Origin of the sequence: Catenulispora sp. GP43, from assembly GCF_041260665.1 — a bacterium.
Classification (GTDB): Bacteria; Actinomycetota; Actinomycetes; order Streptomycetales; family Catenulisporaceae; genus Catenulispora.
The window spans coordinates 23,520-45,028 of sequence record NZ_JBGCCT010000049.1 but is presented as its reverse complement, the minus strand read 5'-3'; the positions used below and the strand labels follow the sequence as shown (position 1 = coordinate 45,028).

The 21,509-nt window shown below is 71.0% G+C and carries 16 protein-coding genes and 1 riboswitch; of the genes, 6 read left to right on the top strand and 10 right to left on the bottom strand.

What is annotated here, in order from left to right:
- Positions 1-259 precede the first annotated feature (259 nt).
- The 7 genes from ABH926_RS50720 to ABH926_RS50690 all read right to left on the bottom strand — a co-directional run bounded on the left by ABH926_RS50720 (position 260) and on the right by ABH926_RS50690 (position 7,087).
- Positions 260-1,450, bottom strand: coding sequence for a GNAT family N-acetyltransferase (locus ABH926_RS50720; RefSeq protein WP_370374612.1), 1,191 nt, complete (start codon positions 1,448-1,450; stop codon positions 260-262).
- A gap of 133 nt (positions 1,451-1,583) precedes the next feature.
- Positions 1,584-2,345, bottom strand: coding sequence for an ABC transporter ATP-binding protein (locus ABH926_RS50715; protein WP_370374611.1), 762 nt, complete (start codon positions 2,343-2,345; stop codon positions 1,584-1,586).
- Entirely contained in the window at positions 2,346-3,410 is a 1,065-nt protein-coding gene (locus tag ABH926_RS50710; protein ID WP_370374615.1) for a FecCD family ABC transporter permease, read from the bottom strand.
- A 34-nt stretch (positions 3,411-3,444) separates the two neighbouring features.
- Positions 3,445-4,542 (bottom strand): ABC transporter substrate-binding protein, encoded by a 1,098-nt coding sequence (locus ABH926_RS50705; protein WP_370374610.1) that lies wholly within the window; start codon positions 4,540-4,542, stop codon positions 3,445-3,447.
- A gap of 28 nt (positions 4,543-4,570) precedes the next feature.
- Entirely contained in the window at positions 4,571-5,137 is a 567-nt protein-coding gene (locus tag ABH926_RS50700; protein WP_370374609.1) for a sigma-70 family RNA polymerase sigma factor, read from the bottom strand.
- A 63-nt stretch (positions 5,138-5,200) separates the two neighbouring features.
- A complete protein-coding gene (locus tag ABH926_RS50695) occupies positions 5,201-5,917 on the bottom strand; it encodes a hypothetical protein (RefSeq protein WP_370374608.1) in 717 nt (238 codons plus the stop codon).
- A gap of 51 nt (positions 5,918-5,968) precedes the next feature.
- Positions 5,969-7,087 carry a HoxN/HupN/NixA family nickel/cobalt transporter gene (locus tag ABH926_RS50690; RefSeq protein WP_370374607.1) on the bottom strand — a complete coding sequence of 373 codons (1,119 nt, stop codon included), beginning with the start codon at positions 7,085-7,087 and terminating at the stop codon, positions 5,969-5,971.
- Positions 7,088-7,115: 28 nt separating this feature from the next.
- Positions 7,116-7,319: riboswitch (cobalamin riboswitch) on the bottom strand.
- Between the two features lie 200 nt (positions 7,320-7,519).
- On the opposite strand from ABH926_RS50690, the gene ABH926_RS50685 reads away from it, so the two are divergent.
- The 3 genes from ABH926_RS50685 (at position 7,520) to ABH926_RS50675 (ending at position 10,616) form a co-directional block, all read left to right on the top strand.
- On the top strand, positions 7,520-7,822 hold the full coding sequence (locus ABH926_RS50685; RefSeq protein WP_370374606.1) for a hypothetical protein: 303 nt from the start codon (positions 7,520-7,522) through the stop codon (positions 7,820-7,822).
- A 71-nt stretch (positions 7,823-7,893) separates the two neighbouring features.
- Positions 7,894-10,104 carry a heavy metal translocating P-type ATPase gene (locus ABH926_RS50680; RefSeq protein WP_370374614.1) on the top strand — a complete coding sequence of 737 codons (2,211 nt, stop codon included), beginning with the start codon at positions 7,894-7,896 and terminating at the stop codon, positions 10,102-10,104.
- Positions 10,101-10,616 carry a copper chaperone PCu(A)C gene (locus ABH926_RS50675; protein WP_370374605.1) on the top strand — a complete coding sequence of 172 codons (516 nt, stop codon included), beginning with the start codon at positions 10,101-10,103 and terminating at the stop codon, positions 10,614-10,616. The genes ABH926_RS50680 and ABH926_RS50675 overlap by 4 nt, the downstream gene beginning before the upstream one ends.
- A 9-nt stretch (positions 10,617-10,625) precedes the next feature.
- Here the strand turns inward: ABH926_RS50675 and ABH926_RS50670 are convergent, their stop codons facing one another.
- On the bottom strand, positions 10,626-14,534 hold the full coding sequence (locus ABH926_RS50670; protein WP_370374604.1) for a TIM-barrel domain-containing protein: 3,909 nt from the start codon (positions 14,532-14,534) through the stop codon (positions 10,626-10,628).
- Positions 14,535-14,695: 161 nt separating this feature from the next.
- Complete coding sequence (locus ABH926_RS50665) at positions 14,696-15,961, bottom strand: ROK family protein (RefSeq protein WP_370374603.1); 1,266 nt, start codon at positions 15,959-15,961, stop codon at positions 14,696-14,698.
- Positions 15,962-16,069: 108 nt separating this feature from the next.
- On the opposite strand from ABH926_RS50665, the gene ABH926_RS50660 reads away from it, so the two are divergent.
- From ABH926_RS50660 to lhgO, 3 genes are all read left to right on the top strand, one after another.
- Positions 16,070-18,685: a discoidin domain-containing protein gene (locus ABH926_RS50660; protein ID WP_370374602.1), complete on the top strand. Its 2,616-nt coding sequence runs from the start codon at positions 16,070-16,072 to the stop codon at positions 18,683-18,685.
- 176 nt (positions 18,686-18,861) lie between these two features.
- Entirely contained in the window at positions 18,862-19,620 is a 759-nt protein-coding gene (locus ABH926_RS50655) for an alpha/beta hydrolase family protein (protein ID WP_370374601.1), read from the top strand.
- A 216-nt stretch (positions 19,621-19,836) separates the two neighbouring features.
- The gene (gene lhgO / locus ABH926_RS50650) at positions 19,837-21,027 is read left to right on the top strand and encodes an L-2-hydroxyglutarate oxidase (RefSeq protein ID WP_370374600.1); all 1,191 of its coding nucleotides are present in this window, start codon (positions 19,837-19,839) and stop codon (positions 21,025-21,027) included.
- Between the two features lie 2 nt (positions 21,028-21,029).
- On the opposite strand, the gene lepB is transcribed toward lhgO, so the two are convergent.
- The gene (gene lepB / locus ABH926_RS50645; protein ID WP_370374599.1) at positions 21,030-21,506 is read right to left on the bottom strand and encodes a signal peptidase I; all 477 of its coding nucleotides are present in this window, start codon (positions 21,504-21,506) and stop codon (positions 21,030-21,032) included.
- Between the last annotated feature and the right edge of the window lie 3 nt (positions 21,507-21,509).

Below are 21,509 nucleotides of genomic sequence, written 5' to 3'. Positions count from 1 at the left end.
CCACAGCAGCGTGTGATCCGACTTGATACCGCCAGGCCGGGATGATTCCGTTTACGGCGACGACAGCGACGAGGGATCCGGGACAGAGGCGACCACAACTCGAACCGCCACCTGCGCGGGGTCTTGTGCACCCTCCGAGCCGAGGCCGCTCGCCGCGCAGGCGCCGCCGGAGGCGCCTGAAACCGCACCACAGTCCCACCGCCAACCGCCAACGCGATCAACTCAGAACCTGGGTATCGGCGAAAGAAGAAAGAGCTGATCAGGACTCGTCGGCGGCGTGCCGGCGAATCAGATGCTTGACAGCCTTCGGCAAGAACTGCCGCCCCCGGATGGTCCACAGCCCGACGGTCCCCCAGAACCCGTCCGCCAGGACGATCCGAACGCATTGCACTTCGCTCGGGGACAGCCGGAGCTTGTGCGGCTCGGTGCCGCGGAGCAGCGACAGCTCTGGAATGCCGCGCTCGGCGGTCATCGCCATCGCGGCGCGGGTGACGGCGACGGACACGTCCACGCGGGACCGCAGGCTCGGCAGGTAGCCGTACAGGTAGCCGCCGACCATGGTGCGGCCGACGATGAGGAGGTCGGAGGCGACGTGTTCCACCTCGAGCGTCTCCTTGTTCTTCAGCGAGAACTCCGCGAGAACAGCCTGGAAGCCGACGGTCTCACCCGGCTCGGTCGACGCCCGCAGCACCGTTGTGAGGTGCCCCTTGAACCGCTCCGTCAGGTGCTCGGAGTTGACCGGACGATCGGCCCACTGCCGGCGGTGCAGTTCGAGGAACCTGGCCACCGCGTCCTCGGACTCGGCCGCCGGTATCAGGCGGACTTCCAGGCTGACTCTGTCGAGTTCGCGCAATCTCCGGCGCAACTGCTGCCGGATCTTGGTCGTCTCGATCGCCTCGACGTGCTGCGCCATCGGTATCCCGGGCAGCGACAGGCACATCACACTGGGGATCTCCATCACCCGGCGCGGCCACTCGTCGCGCACCCGGGCCAGGACGCTGTCGGGCCGCACGTCGGGGAAGTCCAGCAGGTCGAAGCGCAGCTCGCCGCGGATCGCGGTGACCAGCTGTTCGACGATGGTCCGCCGGTCCGGCACGCCGTCGTCGCCGGAGTCGTCGATGAGGACGTCGCAGAAGTCCGATTGCTCGACGCCCACAGGCCGGAGCACCCGCCACAGCCGAAGCCGGGTGAGCACGAACGCTGCGGCGGCGACCAGGACACCCTGGTGCCGCACACTGACGACACACAGCCGACCGTTCGTCGGTCCGTACCACCGGCACCACGACGAGAGCCAGATCCTCGACTGGAACGGAGTCGCGGCCGAGCAGCGCATGAAGAGCCGGTCCCACTCAGCGCCCAGAGCGTCGAGGGCCTCGGCTCCCCAGGTGACTTCCGCGGTCCAACCGGTCCGACCGGTCGTACCGGTCTGCCTCCTGGTCGCTGCCGACATTGCCTACCCCGTGGTCTCAGCTGTGGGTTCGTCTCTCCCAGTGAGGTGCGGCGTCCGGACACGAGCGCCACTGCGCGTCAGATCCTAAGCCAAACTCGGCGTTCGGTCGCATGGTGGTCGTCCCAATACCGATTCAGATCGCCACCGCGATGTGCGGCCGGCCGGTGATGGGGTGCGGACCGACGTGTGCGCGGACACCGAAAACCTCGTGGATGAGCGACGGCGTCAGCGTCTCCAGCGGCGCCCCGTTCGCGACGATCGCGCCGTCGCGCAGCACCACGACCCGGTCGGCCAGGCCGGCCGCGTGGTCGAGGTCGTGGAGCGCGGCGAGCAGGGTGAGGCCGAGGTCGCGGACCAGGTCCAGCAGTTCCAACTGGGAGCGGATGTCCAGGTGGTTGGTCGGTTCGTCCAGGACGAGCAGCGGTGCCTGCTGCGCCAGTGCGCGCGCCAGCAGGACACGTTGCCGTTCGCCGCCGGACAGCGTGGTCACCAGCCGGTCGGCGGCCCAGCTCAGGCCGACCCGCTCCAGGCACCGCCCGACGATCGAGGCGTCGCCGTCGCCCGGCCGCTGCCAGGATCGCAGGTGCGGGGTCCGGCCCATCGCCACGACTTCGGCGGCGGTGAACTCGGTGCCGGCGTCGCCGTGCTGCGGCAGCACCGAGCGGCGCAGCGCGGCTTCGCGCGGCCGGAGGTGCCGCAGGTCGTCTCCGCCGAGGAACACCGCGCCGGCATTGGGCCGCAGCGTGCGGTAGACGGTGCGCAGCAGGGTGGACTTGCCGCTGCCGTTCGGTCCGACGAGCGCGACGAGTTCGCCGGGGGCGATGCGCAGGTCGATGTCGGACAGGATCGGGCGCGTGTCGATGTCGACACACACGCCCCGCAACTCCAACTGCATCTACCCACCCGCCTTGGCGGTGCGGCGGCGCAGCAGCCACAGGAAGAACGGGGCACCCAGGACGGTGGTGACCAGGCCGACCGGGAGTTCGTCCGGGCGGTTCAGGGTGCGCGCCAGCAGATCGACGAGCACCAGGAACACGGCCCCGGCCAGTGCGGAGACCGGCAGGACCCGGCGATGGTCGGCCCCGACCGCGAACCGGGTCATGTGCGGCACCATCAGCCCGACGAAGCCGACCCCGCCGACCACCGAGACGATCGATGCGGTCAGCAGCGAGCCGATGACCAGCAGCAGCGCACGCTGCGCGGCCACCGGCACGCCGAGGCCCGCGGCGGCGTCCTCCCCGGCGGACAGCGCGTTCAGGCGCCGTCCCTGGGACAGCAGCACGGCCAGACACGAGACGATGACCGCGGTGGGGATCCCGAGGTCGCTCCACTTGGCGCCGGCCAGGCTGCCCATGAGCCAGAACATCATGCCCTGCAGCTCCGTCGGATTCAGGCGCAGCTGCATATATGTGGTCACACCGGTGCACAGGTAGCCGACGGCGATCCCGGCGAGCACCAGCCAGGAGTCCAGGAGCCGCCCCGAGCGCTGAGCCAGGAGATAGACGGCGACGACGGTGAGCAGGGCGGTCACGAACGCCGCGCCGGTCTGGCCGAGCCCGCCGACCACGCCCCCGCCGACCGCGCCTCCGGCGACTGCGATACCGACCGCGCCCAACGACGCGCCCGAGGAGACGCCGAGGATGTAGGGGTCCGCCAGCGGATTGCGCACCAGGGCCTGGAAGGCGACGCCCGCGACGGACAGCCCGGCCCCGGCCACCGCCGCCAGCAACACCCGCGGCACCCGGATCTGCCACACGATCTGATCCCGCAGCGGATCGGTGGTCCCGGTGTGGAAGACGTGGGCCCCGACGACGCGCCACACCGCGCCGAGCGGTTCGTCCACCGACCCGAGCGAGATCCCGATCGCGGCGGCGCCGACCAGGGCCACGGCCAGGGCGCCGAGCAGGGCCGCGACAGGGATTCCGGACAACAGGTGCGGGCCGCGCCGCCGCGTCCGCATCAGGCGACGCGCCGGAGCTGCGGCTTCGACGATCTCAGCCACGGCCCCGGATCACCTTCGCGATCTTCTCGACGGCCCACGCGTTCATCGGGCCCAGGTACACGCCGTCGGACACGACGGCGTACGTCTTGGTCTTGGAGGCGTTCCACTGCGGGTAGGCGGCGAACAGTTTCGCGGCCTCCTGATCCGGCTTCTCGTTCGGCGTGAACTCGCCGACCACCAGGACGTCGACGTCGGCGGCGGCGAGCTGTTCGGCGTTGAGGGTGCGTGTGGTGTCGGAGCCCTTGCCGGCGAAGGAGTTCACTCCGCCGGCGGCGGCGATCACCTTGTCGTAGATGCCGCCGGTCATGACGGCCGGCAGACCGTTGGCGTTCATCATGGACATGCCGGGGTAGGCGATCAGCACTTTCCTGGCCGCAGTCCCGGGGTTGGACTTCTCGACCGCGTCGATCCGTGCTCGCAGCTGCGCGACCTGGTCGGCGGCGCGCTGCTGGACGTCGAAGATCTGGCCGAGCAGCGTCATGAAGTCGAAGGAGGCGTCGATGCCCTGGCCGGCCAAGGCCTTCTTCTCGGCGTCGGTGGCGTTCGGATCGCCCATCGCGCAGTTGGTCGGGTTCACCAGGGAGTTGATCCCGGCCGCGGCGAGCTGTTCCCGGGTGGCCATGCCGTTCTTCGCGTCGAAGCCGCCGGCCCAGGTGGACACGACGAGGTCCGGCTTGGCGGCGAGGACCTGTTCGGCGGGCACGTCGAAGTTCTTGTTCATGGTCAGCCCGCCGGTGGGCAGCGCGTCGATCTTCGCGACCATGTCCGGGTCGTCGGAGACGCCGTAGTGCTGCGCGTCGGCCAGGATCGTCTTGTCCAGGCCGAGCATGACGAAGCTCTCCACCTCGCCGACCGACGTGCCGTTCAGGATCAGGACCCGGCTCGGGGCCTTCTGGAAGGTGATCTTCCGGCCGCAGTTGTCGATGGTCAGCGGGTAGGCGGTCCTGGCCGGCGGCGTCCGTGTGACGGACGTGTCGCCGGCAGCCGGACTCGGCGGACTGCTCCCGCACGCCGCGGTGAGTGATGCCAATGCCACGCTGGCGACCACCGCCGTGACCGCCCGCCCCGGGGCTCTCGTGCTGTATTCCACGAAAGGAGTAGTCGGGGCGGGCGGTGGTTCAGTTCCCGAGCGAGGCGATCAGCGTGCTGCGGGCCCGGGAGACGCGCGAGCGGACGGTGCCGATCGGCGCCCCGATCACCGTAGCGGCCTCCTCGTAGGGCAGACCGACCACCGCGGTCAGCACGAACGCCGTCCGGCGTTCCTCGGGCAGCGCGGCCAGCAACTCGGCCAGCACCACGCCTTCGTCGAAGCCGGGCAGGCCGTCGGGCTGCGCCCGTTCGGCCGCGCCCTGCCAGTCGTCGGTGTCCGCCACCCGTGGCCGGGCCGAGACCCAGCGGATGCGGTCGACGACCGTGCGCCGGGCGATCGAGCGCACCCAGGTCTGGGCCGAGGACCGGCCCTGGAAGGCCGGCAGGGCGCGCAGGACCCGCAGGTACGTGTCCTGGGTGAGGTCGTCGGCGTCCTGAGGGCTCCCGCTCAGGCGCGCGACGTATCTGCGCACGTCGAGCGTGGTCGCCTGGATGAAGCGCTCGACGGCGTCGGGATCGCCGTCGCGCGCGGCCAGGGCCAGGGAGTCGACATCGGCTCGATCGACGGGGTGTTGCAGGGCAGGGGTCATCGCCATGTGTCCTTGCTGGGAGAAACGAGACACGGCGAGCGCGGGGATCGCGCCGCCGGACAGGGCCGTCTAAGCGACGGCGGTCCCGGCCGGCGGCCCCCGAGAGGTGATGGCGTGGACGAGCAGGAGCTGGCGCAGCGGCGTCGAAGTCCGGGCCGCCACCGCGGTGGTGCGGGGCCGTGGCACGGGAACGACCGGCCGGAACAGCAATGCCAGCGGCGTGAGCAGGAAGGACGCGGCCGCGGCCGGCAGCCGGAAGACGGCCTGCTCGCCGGCCGCCAGCCAGACGCCCACCACGACGGCCGCCGCGAGGTGGGCGGCCAGCATTCCCCAGCTGTCGGAGCCGAGGAACGGCGGGCCCGAGTGCATGCCGCTCATGCCGCTCATGCCGCTCGCGCTGCTCATGCCGCTCGCGCTGCTCATGCCGCTCGCACTGCCCATCGACATGCCCGGCACGCCGGCCATCCCGGGCATGTTCATCCCGGAGGCGTTCATCCCGGACATGGCCGAAGCGTCGAGCGGCCCCGTCGTCAGAGCCTGGCTGGCCTCGAACCAGAAGTGCAGAAGAGCCTGCGCGCCGATCGTCAAGGTGATGACATGAATCGTGCCGCGCTGTTTGCCGGACAGCAGCCAGGCGAGGCCGAAGGTGACCTCGGCGGCCCCGGCCAGTGCCCACCACGGGACAGCCCGCCCGGACATCGACAAGTGCGCGGCCGTGGCCAGCAGCGTGCACACGGCCGCGAACATCGCGGACCGCGCGGCGCGCAGTCCCCCGTCGACACTCATGGCTGTGACATCGTCGCATCCGCCCGCCGGGCGGGTGACGGCAGGCGCCGGCTACGGCTCCTGGCCGGTGACGTCCCACCGGTGTTCGACGCGCGCGATCTTCCAGTAGGCGATCGCGGCCGCCCAGACGGCGATGAACGCGCCGACGATGATGAACCCGACATTGTTCAGATTCAGGTTCGCGATCCAGTCGGTGACCGGGTTGACGACGCCGAACTGGTCGTGGACCACGCCGACGAGCTCGATGCTGCCGATGATCAGGGCGACGGCCACGGACAGCCCGGTGATGGTGAGGTTGTAGTAGACCTTGCGGATCGGGTTGGAGAAGGCCCAGTGGTAGGCGAAGTTCATGAAGGTGCCGTCGAGCGTGTCGAACAGGGTCATGCCCGCGGTGAACAGCAGCGGCAGGCACAGGATCGCGTACCAGGGCAGGCCGGCCGCGGCGCTGGAGCCGGCCAGGGCCAGCAGCAGCACCTCGGTGGCGGTGTCGAAGCCGACGCCGAACAGCAGCCCGACCGGGTACATCTGGCCGGGGCGGGTGATGGACTTGGTGAGCCGGCCCAGGATCCGGTTCATGAAGCCGCGCTTGTCCAGCTGCGCGGTCAGGGCGGCCTCGTCGTACACGCCGCGCCGCATCGCCTTGTACACCTTGTAGATGCCGATCAGCGCGACCAGGTTCAGGATGCCGATCAGGTACAGGAAGGTGCCCGAAGCGGTCGTGGACACCACGCCGAGCGACTGGCGCGTGCTGGACTTGTCGTCGGTCAGGCTGGCGGCCTGGCGCGCGCCGGCGGCGATCCCGGCGGCCAGCACGACGACGATCGTCGAGTGCCCGAGCGCGAACCAGAATCCGACGGACACCGGCCGCTTGCCGTCGGCCATCAGCTTGCGCGTGGTGTTGTCGATCGCGGCTATGTGGTCGGCGTCGAACGCGTGGCGCATGCCGAGCGTGTAGGCGGTGACGCCGAGGCCGAAGCCGAAGACCTGCTTGCCGACGGTGTAGTGATGCGGGGCGACCAGGCCGGCGAGGATCCCGAACGCCGCGACGTGCATCGCCACGATCACCGCCAGCAGGCCGCCGAAGCGCAGCCAGTCGGTACGGAGCCAGCGCAGCGGCGCCGAGGACGGATTCCGGACAGGTCGGACGGGATCGTTCGCAGGCACGCTCACGCGGCTCGCCTCCAGCACCTCGTGGATGGTCGATGTTCGGTGCCGTGGCCGGTCTCCTGGCTGACGGGTCGACGCCCCGGCTCCGCCTTCCCAGACGCCTGACGCGTCCAGTGGCCGCCGCCGCGCCGTACTTCGCGCGGCGGCATGGAACCGGTGCATTCCCGATCACAGTGGCGAGGGCCGCTCCGGTTTTCCACCGGTCTTCCCGAGCACCACGGCATGGTCACCGTAGCGAGCGGTCCGGAACCCGGCAAGGTGGGCCCCGGCTATGCGTAGACCATCAGTCTGCGGGATCCAGCCCGAGGCGCTGAAGTGCCGAGCGATGAATCAGGATCCGGCACTCATGGGTCCAGCGACCGTCAGGGCCCTTGCCGCACAGATGATGCCGACTCTTGCGGGAACCAGCCGGGATTCGCGGACGACTATCATCGTGTGAGCATCGATGACGTGCCGGACGGTCCGGCGGCACATCCCGGATCAGCACATCCCGGATCAGCACATTCCGGAGCGGCGGATCCCCGACGCGGCTTCGGTACCAGTAGCCTGAGTTCCCGTCTCGGCGGGTTCGGCCGCGTGCTGGCGTTCGTCGCGTTGTCGGCGGCACTGTACGCCGGCGCGTTCGGCGCCGGGCGCCTGGCCGGACCGGTGGCACCCGATCTCGTTCCCGGCGCGCCGGGCGGGCAGAGCCCCACTCCGGGGATGCCGGGGATGGGCGCGTTGGGTGGCGGCCGGTGAGCGCCGGGCCGGACACGGTGCCGGCAGCGTCCACGCCGCCTGCGGCGGTCACCGATCTCGTGATCGGCGGGATGACCTGCGCCGCGTGCGTCGGGCGGGTGGAGCGACGACTGGCCCGCATCGAGGGCGTCTCGGCCGGCGTCAACCTGGCGACCGGCCGGGCCCGGATCCTGCATCCGCCGCGGGTTCCGGTCCGGGACCTGATCGCCGCGGTCGAGCAGGCCGGATACACCGCACTCGCGGTCCGCGACGACGCCGCTTCTTCCGGGATGGCCGAGACGGCCGAGACGGCCGAGTCGCCGGCCGACCGGCAGCGCCTGCTCGGCGTGGCCGCGATGGCCGTGCCGGTCATCGCGCTGTCCATGATCCCGGCGGTCCAGTTCCGCGACTGGCAGTGGTTCTGCTTCCTGCTGGCCGCCCCGGTGGCGACCTGGGGCGCCTGGCCCTTCCATCGCCGTGCCCTGATCAACCTGCGGCACGGCGCCGCGACCATGGACACGTTGGTGAGCATCGGCGTTCTCGCTTCCTTCGGCTGGTCGGTCTACGCGCTGTTCTTCGGCACCGCGGGCTTGCCCGGAATGCGGATGGGCTTCTCGTTCAGCGTCGGCGGCGACGGCGCCGGGCACATGTATCTGGAGGCTGCGGTCGGCGTGCCGCTGTTCGTCCTCTGCGGACGTCACCTGGAGAGCCGTGCCCGACGCCAGACCGGCTCGGCCCTGCGGTCTCTGGCTGAGCTGAGCGTCAAAGAGGTCTGCGTCCGCGACGCTGCCGGCGGCGAACAGCTGATTCCGCTGGAGCAGCTCCTGCCGGGCCGGGAGTTCGTGGTGCGTCCCGGCGAGAGGGTCGCCACCGACGGTGTCGTGGTGGAGGGTGCGTCGGCGATCGACCTGAGCATGCTGACCGGAGAGAGCGTGCCGGTCGAGGCGGGCCCGGGGGAGCGCGTCGCCGGCGGCACCCTGAACGTCGGGGGCACACTGGTGGTCCGGGCCACCGCGGTCGGCGCCGACACTCAGCTGGCCCGGATCGCGGCCCTGGTCCAGGACGCCCAGACCGGCAAGGCGCGCGCGCAGCGGTTGGCCGACACAGTGGCCGCGGTGTTCGTGCCGGCGGTGCTGGCCATCGCCGTGACCGTCCTGGGCTTCTGGCAGGGCGCCGGAGTCCGGCCCGAAGTCGCGATCACCGCGGCGGTCGCGGTCCTGGTCGTGGCGTGCCCCTGTGCACTCGGCCTGGCCACCCCGACCGCGTTGCTGGCCGCCACCGGACGCGGCGCGCAACTGGGCATCTTGGTCAAGGGCCCCGAGGTGCTGGAACGGCTGCGCCACCTGGACGCGGTCGTCCTGGACAAGACCGGCACGCTGACGGAAGGCCGCACGGCGCTGATCGCCGTCACACCGGCCCCGGGACACGACGGCGACCGGGTGTTGCGGCTGGCAGCGGCTGTCGAGCAGCGCTCCGAGCACCCCCTCGGCCGAGCCGTCGTCTCCGCCGCCCACCGTGCCGACGGCTCCGCACTGCCCGCCGTCGCGGACTTCTGGTCGCGACCGGGCGTCGGAGTCGGGGCGATGGTCGAGGGCTGCGATGTCCGCGCGGTCCGCCCGAACGATGCTCGGGAACTACCCGAAGCACTCCGCACGGCGCTGGCCGCCGCGGAAGCGAACGGCCACACCCCGGTCCTGGTCGAAGTGGACGGCGCGCCGGCGGCGATCCTCACCATCGGCGACACCTTGCGTCCCGATGCCTACCGCACAGTGCGCCGGCTCCGAGGACTGGGTCTGGAGCCGATCCTGGCCACCGGCGACAGCGCCGGCGCGGCGACCGCCGTGGCGCGCGAGCTGGGCATCACGGCGGTGCACCACTGCGCCTCACCGGAACGCAAGGCCGAGATCGTCGCCGAGCTGCGCGCCGCCGGCCGCGTCGTGGCCGTGGTCGGCGACGGCGTCAACGACACCGTCGCCCTGGCCGCGGCCGACCTCGGGGTCGCGATGGGAGGCGGTACCGACGCCGCGATCGGCGCCGCCGGCCTGACGCTGGTGCGCGCCGACATCGGCTTGGTCGCCGACGCCGTCTGTCTGGCCCGCCGGACCCTGTCCACGATCCGCGCGAACCTGGTCTGGGCCTTCGGATACAACCTCTTCCTCATCCCGCTGGCGGCCGTCGGACTGCTCAACCCGATGCCGGCCGCGGCGGCGATGTCCGCCAGCTCGCTGCTGGTCGTCGGCAACAGCCTGCGGCTGCGTACCTGGCAGCCGCAGCGCCGCGGGCTTGCCGGAGGCGTCCGGTGACCGGCGCTGGCCCACGCCTCAGCGTTCGGCGATGGGCCGTGGTCCGCGCGGCGGCGGCCCCGGTCCTGGCCGCTGCTGTCGCGCTGATTCTCCTGACCGGCTGGGTGGCGGCAGGCCGCGCCGGCACCTCGCGGCCAGTACAGGTCAGCGACGGCTGGATACTCGTCCCCAGCAGCCCCGCGACCACCGCTGCGTTCTTCACGGTGCGCAACCCCGGCGACGTCCCCGACACGCTGCTCCAAGCCACCTCGACCGTGTCATCGGACGTGGAACTCAGCCGCCATCTGCACGTGGGCAGCGAAGGCCGGCCGGAGCCCACCGCGAGCCTGGCCATCCCGGCTCGCGGGGAGCTGAGGATGGCCCCGCTCGTCGCCGACATCGTGATCGCGAACCCGCCGGATCTCCACCCCGGCCAACGGATCACGGTCACGCTGCGCTTCCGCCACAGCGGCACCGTCACGGTCAGCGCGGTCGCGATCGTGCCCGAGGACCTGGACAGCAGGATCGGCTGAACATTCGGCTCAGTTCACCGTGAAGCTGAACGTATAAGGCTCCTGTATCGGCATGTTGTCACCGGCGTTCGCGCTGGCCACATCCTGCACGGTCACTTGATACGTCCCCGCCGACAGCGCGGCCGAAGGCGTCCACGTGAGGACGCCGGCCGCATTTTTGGCCGTCGTTCCGGCCACGGCGCTCCCGCTGTCGGTCACCGCGACCGACCCGGAGTAGTCGCTGCCGGTCGGCGTGATGTCCTGTGCGAAGGCGACGGTCAGGGCCGAGGGCGCGGCGCCGGAGGAGCCATCGGCCGGCGTGGTGGACACGACGAGCGGGTCGCGCCAGAACTCGGGGGCCTTCTGGCTGTCCGGCACGGATGGGTCCGACCAAGCCGTCGAGGTGTCGTCGACGAGCATCGTGCCCGTGCTGCCGCCGTTCACGACGGCGTCCCGGTTGGTGACGCCGGTGATGCTGCCCCAGTCCTCGACTGTGTTCCAGCTGCCCCGGGTGAACTTGTACTGCAGATCGGTGCCGTCGGTCACGGTGATCGTGGTCTGCCAGACGCCGCCGCCCTCGTTGGTCATCGGGACCTTGCCGGGGTCCCAGCCGCCGAGTTGGGAGACGGCCCCGACGATGTAGACCTGTGCGTCGGCCGGGGTGCCGGCGGGCGCCTTGGTGCGGAAGGTGACGGTGACCGGCCCGGGTGCGCGGTCCACCGCCGCCGACGCGGTCTCGGCCCGGCCGCTCGCGTCGTCCGTGTACTCCACCGTCGCGGTGACCGCCTCGACAGTTCCGGTCTGGTAGTGCGTCGGTGCGGTCACCGTCCACGTGGTGGTCGTGGCGTCCGCGAGTGAACCGAGGCTCTGGCTGCCGGACGGCGTGACGGTCCAGCCGCTCGGCACGCTGAGCGCGACCTTCGCATTCGACACGGTTCCGGGCCCCTGGTTGCTCGTCACCGCCGTCACGGTCGTCGGCACGCCGGCCGGGAAGGTGGTGTCGGCGGACGTGAGGGCGACGTTCACGGCCGCGGGCTCGGCCGCCTGGACCGTGTCCCCGCCGATCTCCGTGACCGTGACGCTGCGCCGCACGGACGACGTCGGCAGCGCGACGGCGATCGTGTGGCTGCCGCCGTCATAAGACCACTGCGACGAGGCCAGCGGCCTGCCGTCCACCAGCACCGTGCGCGGCTGGGAGACACCGGTCAGGTCGACGGTGTAGCTGCGCGACGTGGGAGCGCCGGGGTAGCTGCCGTCGGCCGCACCGATGGTGACGGTCGTCGCCTCGCCGTGCGTGGCGGTGTCGATCCGGGTGGTCGTGGACTGGTTCTTGGTGTAGCCCAGCCCGGTACCCGCGTCCTGGTAGAGCGAGAAGTCGCCGTTCGCCCCGGCGTAGACCTTGAGCGTCAGCGGCGCGGAGTTCGCGCTCTGCGCCTTGCCGTCGGACGGCTGCAACGGCACGATCCCGCCGGCCTTCACGAACACCGGCTCCCGGTCCAGCGGGACCTCCAGGGTCTGCGTGGACGGCCCCGTGAACGTGGCGCCGGTGAAGTAGTCGGTCCACCGGCCGGGCGGGAACCACACTGTGGTCTTGGCGACCTGGCCGGGCGTGGTAACCGGTGCCACCAGCATGTCGTCGCCGAACAGATACTCGCCGGGATTCGTGTACGCCGCAGCCTGCTCCGGGTAGTCCAGGTACAGCGCCTTGGCCATCGGCAGGCCGTTCGTGGTCGAATCGTGCGACAGCGTGTAGGTATACGGCACCAGCGATTCGCGCAGCTGAAGGTACTGGTCGCCGGTCGCCGCGGTGGGCGCGTCGTACTCCCAGGGCAGCCGCGAGTTCTGACTGATGTCCGAGTGCAGCCGCATGATCGGTTGGAACGCGCCGAGGCCGAGCCACCGCAGGTACAGGTCGTCCGGATCGTTCTTCGCCCGCGACGGGGTGCCCAGGAAGCTGCCGATGTCGTCGCTGACGTACGCCTGCCCGATGCTGCCCTCGTCCTGAGCGAGCTGCGCCTCCGAGGCCAGCGTGTTCCACGTGCCCCAGGTGTCGCCGGTGAACGCCAGCGTCGAGGTGTGGTCGGCCCAGGCGCCGGTGGCGTACGCGCCGGCCTGGTCCTTCTGATACGAGGCGCCGAGCCGGGACAGCACGAAGCCGCGCTGGCCCGTGTTCAGCAGCTGCTGCGCGTACAGGTGGTTGATCCAGCTGTCCGGGGTGAGACCCGCGGAGGAGACGGTGCTGCCGTCACAGCACCAGTCCAGCCAGGTGAAGCCGGCGCCGGCGTTCTGGATCGGCTGCGACAGCGCGAAGTATGCCTCGGCCTGCGCGATCTTGCTCCAGTCGAACACGTCGCACGTCCCCGGCGCGAAACAGCTGCCCGGGGTCAGCGTGTTGCCCGAGATCGCCTGCGCCTCGGAGTATTCGGGGTCTGTGGTGTCCACACTGGCGTGGACGTTGAACGTGGTCATCAGATCCTGGGACTTGGCCCAGGACAGGAACGCGCTCGGATCCGCGAACAACGAGGGGTCGAACTCCCAGCCGTCCCACTGGTTCGGGGCCTTCCAGTCCGTGTCCACCGACAGAGCGTCCAGCGACACACCGTTCGCCTTCGCCGTGGGCAGGATCGTGTTCTGGTAGTCGGCCGACGCATAGGGGTAGTACCGGGAGAACCAGTTGCCGAACACGTTCTCCGGCAGCATCGGCGTCGGGCCGGTGAGCTTCGCGAGATCGGCGAGCGCGGTCTTGTAGTCCGTGCCGTAGCCGAACAGGTAGCCGTCTTCGATGTCGCCGCCGGGGGAGCGCGGCGCGACCCAGCCGTTGGCGGCCCACACATCCGACCGCGTGTCGTCCAGCAGGTACCAGCCGGACTGGTCCAGCAGCCCCGGGGCCGTCGACGGGATCGCGGCCGTGCAGGTGTCGTCGCTCTGACCGCTCGCGCACGAGGTGCCCAGCGCGTAGGTGCCGTTCGCCGAGTCGTAGGAACGGATGTAGCCGCCGAGCGGATCGGCCGGGGTGAACGGCTGCGCGGCCGCGCCGGACGCGGTGACGGCGATGTCGTCGATGTTGACGTGGCAGCTGTCGGCGCTGCCGCAGTCCACGGCCACGGAGTCGGTCCCGGCGGTCAACGCCGCCGGCACGGTGACCGTCGACCAGTCGTTCCAGCTCGGCGTGGCCGGCAGGGTCAGCTGTGTCGTCGTGCCGTCGACCACGAGGCTCATCGTGCGGGCGGCGCCGTTGCCGTTGCTGTACCGGACGGTGACCTGGCCGGCTCCGGCCGGAGTGCCCAGCACCTGCCACGTGGCGTCGTCGCCGGCCGCGCCGTACCCGCTCACGAAGCCGGCGGCGCTGACGTACCCGGTGTGGTCGGCGCGCGCGATGGTCGCCGCCCCGGACTCGGCGGCCGCGCCGGACTGGCAGACCTGGCCGAAGGTGCACTCGCCGGTCCACGCCGGGTTCGCGGCCGTGGTGCCGTTCGCGGACTTGTGCGACAGCTGCACCTGCGTGTTGGCCGTGCTGAACGGTCCGGAACTGAGCTTGTACCGCAGCACCATCGAGTCGGTGCGCAAGGTCAGCCAGCCCTGCCGCACGTCCGCGTCGTAGTGCGGCACGGAGAAGTTCCGGTAGAGCACGTCGAAGGTCGGATCGTCCAGGAACGTGCCGGTCGGCGAGTACTCCATCCGGATCACACCGTCGGTGAGCACTTCGAACCGGGCGTCGCCGGACACCACGGTCGCCCGGCGGGCGGCGATGGCCGCCGCCTTGTCCACCGGCGTCGCCAGGTTGACCGGTGAGGTGTCCGTCGTGGCGGCGGTCGTGTTCGGCGTGGAAGAGGCCTGAGACGTCGGCGCGGCCACGGTGAGCGCCGTGAGCGCGAGAGTCGTCGTGCAGAGGGCGGCGAGGGCTCGCCACGGCCGGAACGGTCGTCCCTGAGGATTCATCGAATGACCTTCCTGGAGGTCCAGGGGGAGGGGACAGCGCGCTCAGCATCGGTATGGCCCTGCCCTCTGTCAACACTTCGACAAAAAGCCAGGGTTCTACCAACCGCTGTCTCCGGGACCGGCGGGCAGGCGCCACCTGACCCGCCCCGGGAACCCGCGTGTCACAGCGCGGGGCTTCTGCCGATCGTCCCGACAGGGTCCTGGAACACCGGTTCCAGAGCGAACTGTGCGCCGCCGCGCACAGTTGATGTGTACCGGTGCGTGGACGGCCGTACCTCGCAGCGGCCGGTGGACGGGTTCAGGATCCGTTCGTCGATGGCCCGTTGCACCGGTTCGAGCAGGTAGTCGGCGAACTGGGTGAAGTAGCCTCCGAGGACGACGAGCTCGGGGTCGAACGCGTCGACCAGCAGCGCGACGCCGCGTCCCAGGCCGGCGGCGATCTCACGCAGCGCGCCGAGCGTGCGTTCGTCGCCGCTCTCGGCCCGGCGGTGCAGCTCGGCCAGGCGCCGCTCCCGGTCCGTCAGCGGGTCTCTGACGATGTCGCCGGAGTCGGTGGCGTGGTCCAGGAAAGCGCCCAGGCCGACCATCGTCTCCCAGCAGCCGACCCGCCCGCAGGGGCAGGCGACGGGCTCGGGGTTGATCGGCATGTGGCCGAACTCGCAGGCCCTGCCCCTGGCGCCGTGATAGGGCTGGCCGCCGTTGTAGACGCCGCCGCCGACGCCCATCTCGCCGGTCACGTAGAGCAGGTCGCGCACCCCGGCGCCGGCCACGGCCACGTACTCCGCCACCGTCGCGACGTGGGCGTCGTTGCGGATGGCGATCGGCGGCAGGGGGACGTCCGCGCCGAACCGTTCGCGCAGCGGCGCGACGACCGGGACGTCGCGCCATCCCAGGTTCACCGCGGTCGTGATCGATCCGGTGGCCGGATCGGCGCCGCCGGGCGCCGCGATCGTCATCCCGAGCGGACGGATGCCGGCGCTCCGGGTCTGCGTGATCGCCTCGGCGGTGAGCCGGCCGACGACGTCGAGGGTCCCGGCGGCGCCCAGCGCGGGGACGTCGGCGGCGGCGCGGCGCTCGAAGACGGTCCGGCCGCGCAGATCCAGGGCGATGGCGGCGACGTAGTCGGCGTTGATCTCGACGCCGATCCCGCAGACGCCGCGGCCGTCCAGTTCCACCGCCAGGCGCGGCCGGCCGACGGCGCCCTCGCCGCGCTGCGGATCGCCCTCGCGGACCAGGCCGAGGTCGGCCAGCTCGGTGACGAGGCTGGAGATCGTCGCCTTGGGCAGGCCGGTGTCGGCGGCCAGGGCGGTGCGCGACCGGGGGCCGTCGTCCCGTAGGCGCCGCAGGATCAACCCGAGGTTGCCGGGGCGGATCGAGGAGCGGTCCGTCACCGGGGTGCGGGCGGCGGCACCCGGTTGCTTCGGCACTGCGGGCAAGAGGGTCTCCATGGTCGCGTCGTCGCCTCCCGTCATATCACGGCCGGTGAATCGGTGTATTGACAGCCGTCCGAATTAGTTAGAACAATAAGCGAACTAATGATCCGCTGTCACGCACGGAAGGATCGCACCCCTGTGTCCCATCTCCGAAGAGCCCTCGCCGGCGCCGCGGTCGGCGCCGCGACCGTGGCTACGGCTGTCAGCCCACTGACAGTCGCGAGCGCGTCCGCCACCCCGCCGAGCGCCACCTACACCGTCGCCGTCGACTCCACCGGCAGCTTCCCGTACCAGACCGACTCGCCGGCCGGCCCGTACATCGACAAGGACGGCACGTTCTACTTCCAGCAGTCGTACAACCAGTACGACGCCGCGACCACGCCCGACCACTACTGGCAGTTCTTCAGCGGCACGAACATGGACACCGCCACGGAGAACACCGCTATCAGCAACGCGGTCAACCCGAACAACTCCCAGGACAGCAACGCCAACACCGTGTGGCGCTGCCAGAACAGCCCCACCGGCCTCACCGCGACGCCGAGCTCCGCCTACCCGCTGGGCAACTACTGCGATCTGATCGGCACCTGGGTCGACCCGGACACCGGCGACTGGTACGGCCTGGTCCACAACGAGTTCACCGGCCAGCCGTTCGGGGACGGCCTGCACTTCGACTCGATCGACTGGGCGGTCTCCCACGACCAGGGGAAGACCTGGGCGATCACCGGGCACGCGATCACCTCGCCCTACAGCACCACCCGCGGCGACACCACCGCGTTCCCGAACCAGTCCTATGACTACGGCGACGGCGACCCGCGCCTGTATGTGGACGCCGCATCAGGCTACTTCTACCTCTACTACACCTCGCGCATCGTCCCCAAGGGCGGCCAAGCGGGCAGCACCGACAGCTTGGCGCACGTCGCGCGTGCCCCGATCTCCGGCAAGATGGCGACCGGCAGCTGGGAGAAGTGGTACAACGGCGCCTGGTCCCAGCCGGGCGTCGGCGGGCTGGAAAGCAACATGGTCCCGGTGACCTCCGCCAACACCAACGGCTACACGCCTGTGGCGAGCGACTACAACCCGGCCGACACCGGCACCACGGACCAGCAGATAGCTGCCGGGACGCTGCCGCCCAAGTCGGACCTGCTGACCATGAACATCACCTATGACGCGTACCTGGGCCTGTACATCGGCGAGCCCGAAGTTAACAACCAGGACACCGGTGCACCTCAGCGCTTCTACGCCACCGACGACCTGTCGACGCAGAAGTGGTACCTGATCGGCGACACCGGCAGCAGCTACACCACAGGGTCCTGGTACCGCTGGTTCATCGACAACGTGAACAAGACCAGCTCCACGATCGTCGGCAAGACCTTCCGCTCCTACTGCTCCACCAACTGCATGAACCTCGGTTCCGAGGCCACGATCACCCTCGGCTCGACCGCGCCGGCGGCACCGCCGGTCGACACGTCCAAGACCTACCTGATCGGCAGCGGCTCCGGACGGGTCCTGGCTCAGGTGGCGGGCGGCTCCGCGACGACCTCGGTGCCCGCCGCCACTGGATCGGCGCTCCAGTCGTGGTCGTTCAAGGCCCTCGGCGACGGCTCCTACACGATCACCAACGCCGGCACCGGCCAGGCGCTGGGCGTCGACTCCGGTAGTACCGCGGACCGCGCCTGGGGCACCAAGCCGACGGCCACGGCGCTCGCCGCCGGCGGGGCCTCCGTCGGGCAGCAGTGGTTCATCATCAGGAACATGACCGGCACCTACCGGCTCGTCAACCGATACAGCGGACTGATGCTGGCCATGTCCTCGGACACGTCCCGGCTCGCCGAGACGACACCGCTCCGGAACTGGACGAACACCACCGGCAGCAGCGTCGGCGGAACCCGCACCGAAGCCGAGCAGACCCTGAACTTCACCCCGACCGGGTCGGGGACCGACATCGCCCAGGGCAAGCCGACCACCGCCTCGTCCACGGAGAACGCGAACTTCCCCGCGAGCTACGCCACCGACGGCGACCCGGGAACCCGCTGGTCCAGCGCGTACAGCGACCCGCAATGGCTCCAGGTCGACCTCGGCCAGACCTACAACGTCACGCACGCCACCCTGAACTGGGAGGCCGCCTACGCCAAGGCCTACCAGATCCAGACCTCGCCGGACGGCACGAACTGGACCACCGTCTACTCGACGACCACGGGCGCGGGAGGCACCGACGATCTCGCGATCACCGGCACCGGCAGATACATCCGCATGTACGGCACCGCCCGGGGCACCGGCTACGGCTACTCGCTCTGGGGGTTCTCCGTCCAGGGCACACCGGCCTCGGGCGGGCCGACCCTGCTCTCCCAAGGGCATCCGACCACGGCGTCGTCCATCCAGAGCTCGGCGTACCCGGCCGCGGCCGCCACCGACGGCGACACCACCACCCGCTGGTCCAGCGCCCCGAGCGACCCGCAGTGGCTCCAGGTCGACCTCGGCGCCACGCACACCCTGACCGGCGTCGACCTGGACTGGGAGGCGGCCTACGGGACCGCCTTCAAGATCCAGACCTCCACCGACGGCACCACCTGGACGACCGTCTACGCCACCACGAGCGGCACCGGCGGCACCCAGGACCTCGCGCTCTCGGGCAGCGGACGCTACGTCCGGATGCTCGGCACGACCCGCGCGACGGGGTACGGCTACTCGCTCTGGGAGTTCCAGGTCTACGGAACCTGACTCACGGTGCCGGGCGGGGAGGGCCTCGCCCGGCACGCCGCTCCCCGCTCTCCGTCGCGCCCGCTCGCCCGCTCACCCCCGCGCCCCCGGATTTGATCGCGGCCGACGACATCGGGATCATGAACGGCGAGACTGCCGAGACCACCGCGCCGCTCAGCACCGAGGAGTGAGCACCTGTGCCCGAAGAAGTGAGATTCGCCAGCGTCGTCGGCCCCGACCTGGCCGCCTCCATCGACCTGCCCGAGGGGCCGGTCCGGGGCTGGGGGATCTTCGTCCACGGCTTCACCCTCGGCCGGAACTCGCCGGCCGCCTCCCGGGTCAGTAAGCAGCTGGCGCGCGAGGGCATCGGCATGCTCCGCTACGACAACCTCGGCATCGGGGACTCCGACGGCGACTGGGGCGACGGCTCCTTCACCGTCAAGGTCCAGGACACCATCCGCGCGGCCGAGTTCATGGCGCAGCGGGGCACCCCGGCGGACCTGCTGGTGGGGCACTCGTGGGGCGGGGCCGCCGCGATCGCCGCGGCGGCCCAGGCCCCGGGCGTGCGCGCGGTCGCCACGATCGGCGCGCCCTCCGACCCCAGCCACGTGGAGCGGATGTACGACGCGGTCGTGGACCGCGTGCTCAGCGAGGGCCAGCACGAGTGGTTCGTCGGCGGCCGGACCCTGGTCCTGAAGCGCGCCTTCGTCCACGACGTCCGCCAGGCCAGACTGCGCGAATGCATCCGGGACCTGCACCGCCCCCTGCTGGTCATGCACTCGCCCACCGACGACACCGTCGACATCGCCGACGCCGGGGCGATCTTCCGCGAGGCACAGCACCCGCGCAGCTTCATCTCGCTGGAGGGCGCCGACCACCTGCTGACGGCGCGGGGGCAGGCACAGCGCGCCGCGCACATCATCAGCGCCTGGGCCCGGCAGTACATCGACGGGTAGGGGCTGCTCACACGTTCTTCCGCCCCGGGGCTGCTGCTGACGAACCTGCTGCCCAGCACGTAGACCAGCAGGAGCCCGCAATGTCGGGCGAACAGGCGCTTGGCTTCGCGCTCGGCTGGCGTGGCGTCGGTGATCGGCATGCGTCGGTGATCGCCATGGAGATGGATCAAATGCAAACCTAGGCGGCCGATACCGAGTCGCGTAGCCTGACCGATTATGCGCAGTGTCGTGGTGGTCGGAGGCGGAATCATCGGTCTGGCCGTGGCCTGGGAGCTGACCGGGCGAGGGCTTGGCGTCACCGTGCTGGAGAAGGAGTCCGGCTGGGCCGCGCATCAGACCGGCCACAACTCCAACGTCGTGCACGCCGGGCTCTACTACAAGCCCGGCTCGTTCAAGGCCCGTATGTCCGTCGCCGGCAACCGGTCCATCGTGGACTTCGCCCGGCGGTACGGCGTCCCCGTCGAAGTCTGCGGGAAGCTCGTCGTCGCGACCGGCGCCGAGGAGATCCCGGCGCTCGACGCGCTGGCCGAGCGGGCCGAGGCCAACGGCGTGCCGGCGAAGCGGATCACCTCGGCCGAGGCCCGGGAGTACGAGCCCGAGGTCTCGTGCGTCGCCGCGCTGCGGGTCGAGTCCACCGGGATCATCGACTATCCCGGCGTCTGCGCCGCGCTGGTCCGGCTGCTCGGCGAGGCCGGCGCCGACCTGCGGCTGAACAGTGCCGTGCTCGGGATCCGGGCCGGGCGCGCCGGCGGTGTCGGGGTCGCCACCGCGGCCGGTGTCGTCCGTGCCGACGCCCTGGTCAACTGCGCCGGCCTGCACTCCGACCGGGTGGCGCGGCTGGCCGGGCTGACGCCGTCGGCCCGGATCGTGCCCTTCCGCGGGGAGTACTACGAGCTCCGGCCCGAGCGCCGCCACCTGGTCAGGGGCCTGATCTACCCGGTGCCGGACCCGACGCTGCCGTTCCTGGGCGTGCACCTGACCAGGATGCTCGACGGCAGCGTGCACGCCGGCCCGAACGCCGTGCTGGCGCTGCGCCGCGAGGGATACCGCTGGACCGACTTCTCCGCGAAGGACGTCGCCGAGGTGGCGGCCTTCCCCGGCACGTGGCGGCTGGCCCGCCGCTACGCGATCCCGACCGGTCTGGACGAGGTCCGCCGCTCGTTCTCCAGGAAGCGGTTCGCCGCGAGCCTGGCCCGCCTCGTCCCGGCCGTCACCGAGGACGACATCGTGCGCCACGGCTCGGGCGTGCGCGCGCAGGCCATGCGCCGCGACGGCTCACTCGTCGACGACTTCCTCATCGAGACCGCGCGCGACCAGGTGCACGTCCTGAACGCGCCGTCGCCCGCCGCGACGAGCGCGCTCGAGATCGCCCGGCATATCGCGGACCGGGTGACCGAGGGCATGTGACGCTACCGCGATGGTGGTTGACCGCCGGCCGGACCGGTCTGACCGAACCGGCGTACGGCCACCCCACGGAAGCCGTCCGCATCGATGTAGCCGAAGTTGCGTGAGTCGAGGCTGCGCGGGTTGTCGCCGCGAACCATGAGCCGGCCGGCGGGCACCTCGGTGTCGTCGCCGACGGCGGGCCGCATGTCCGCCGGGACGCCGTCGCCGGGAATCGCGGCCGCGCGCTTCACCAGCCAGGGCGGGGTGTCAGCAGCCTGATGGCCGGGCGGGGTCCGGAAGACGACCACGTCGCCCCGCTTCACCGTGCCCAGCCGGGCCCGCCGGACCAGCAGCCGGTCGCCGTCGGCGAAGGTCGGGGCCATGCTGGTGCCGTCGACCTGCACCACGGTGTAGCGGTGGCGGACGGCGGCTATCGCGGACCAGGCCGCCAGGGCGCAGACGGCTGCGCTGATGACGGCCCAGATCACGGTCCAGATCACGGC

Bases quoted from the DNA above. Each gene is read 5' to 3' on its own strand.
- ABH926_RS50720 (WP_370374612.1), bottom strand. From the start codon at position 1,450: ATGTCGGCAGCGACCAGGAGGCAGACCGGTACGACCGGTCGGACCGGT.
- ABH926_RS50715 (WP_370374611.1), bottom strand. From the start codon at position 2,345: ATGCAGTTGGAGTTGCGGGGCGTGTGTGTCGACATCGACACGCGCCCG.
- ABH926_RS50710 (WP_370374615.1), bottom strand. From the start codon at position 3,410: ATGCGGACGCGGCGGCGCGGCCCGCACCTGTTGTCCGGAATCCCTGTC.
- ABH926_RS50700 (WP_370374609.1), bottom strand. From the start codon at position 5,137: ATGGCGATGACCCCTGCCCTGCAACACCCCGTCGATCGAGCCGATGTC.
- ABH926_RS50695 (WP_370374608.1), bottom strand. From the start codon at position 5,917: ATGAGTGTCGACGGGGGACTGCGCGCCGCGCGGTCCGCGATGTTCGCG.
- ABH926_RS50680 (WP_370374614.1), top strand. From the start codon at position 7,894: ATGACCTGCGCCGCGTGCGTCGGGCGGGTGGAGCGACGACTGGCCCGC.
- ABH926_RS50670 (WP_370374604.1), bottom strand. From the start codon at position 14,534: ATGAATCCTCAGGGACGACCGTTCCGGCCGTGGCGAGCCCTCGCCGCC.
- ABH926_RS50660 (WP_370374602.1), top strand. From the start codon at position 16,070: ATGATCCGCTGTCACGCACGGAAGGATCGCACCCCTGTGTCCCATCTC.
- lhgO (WP_370374600.1), top strand. From the start codon at position 19,837: ATGCGCAGTGTCGTGGTGGTCGGAGGCGGAATCATCGGTCTGGCCGTG.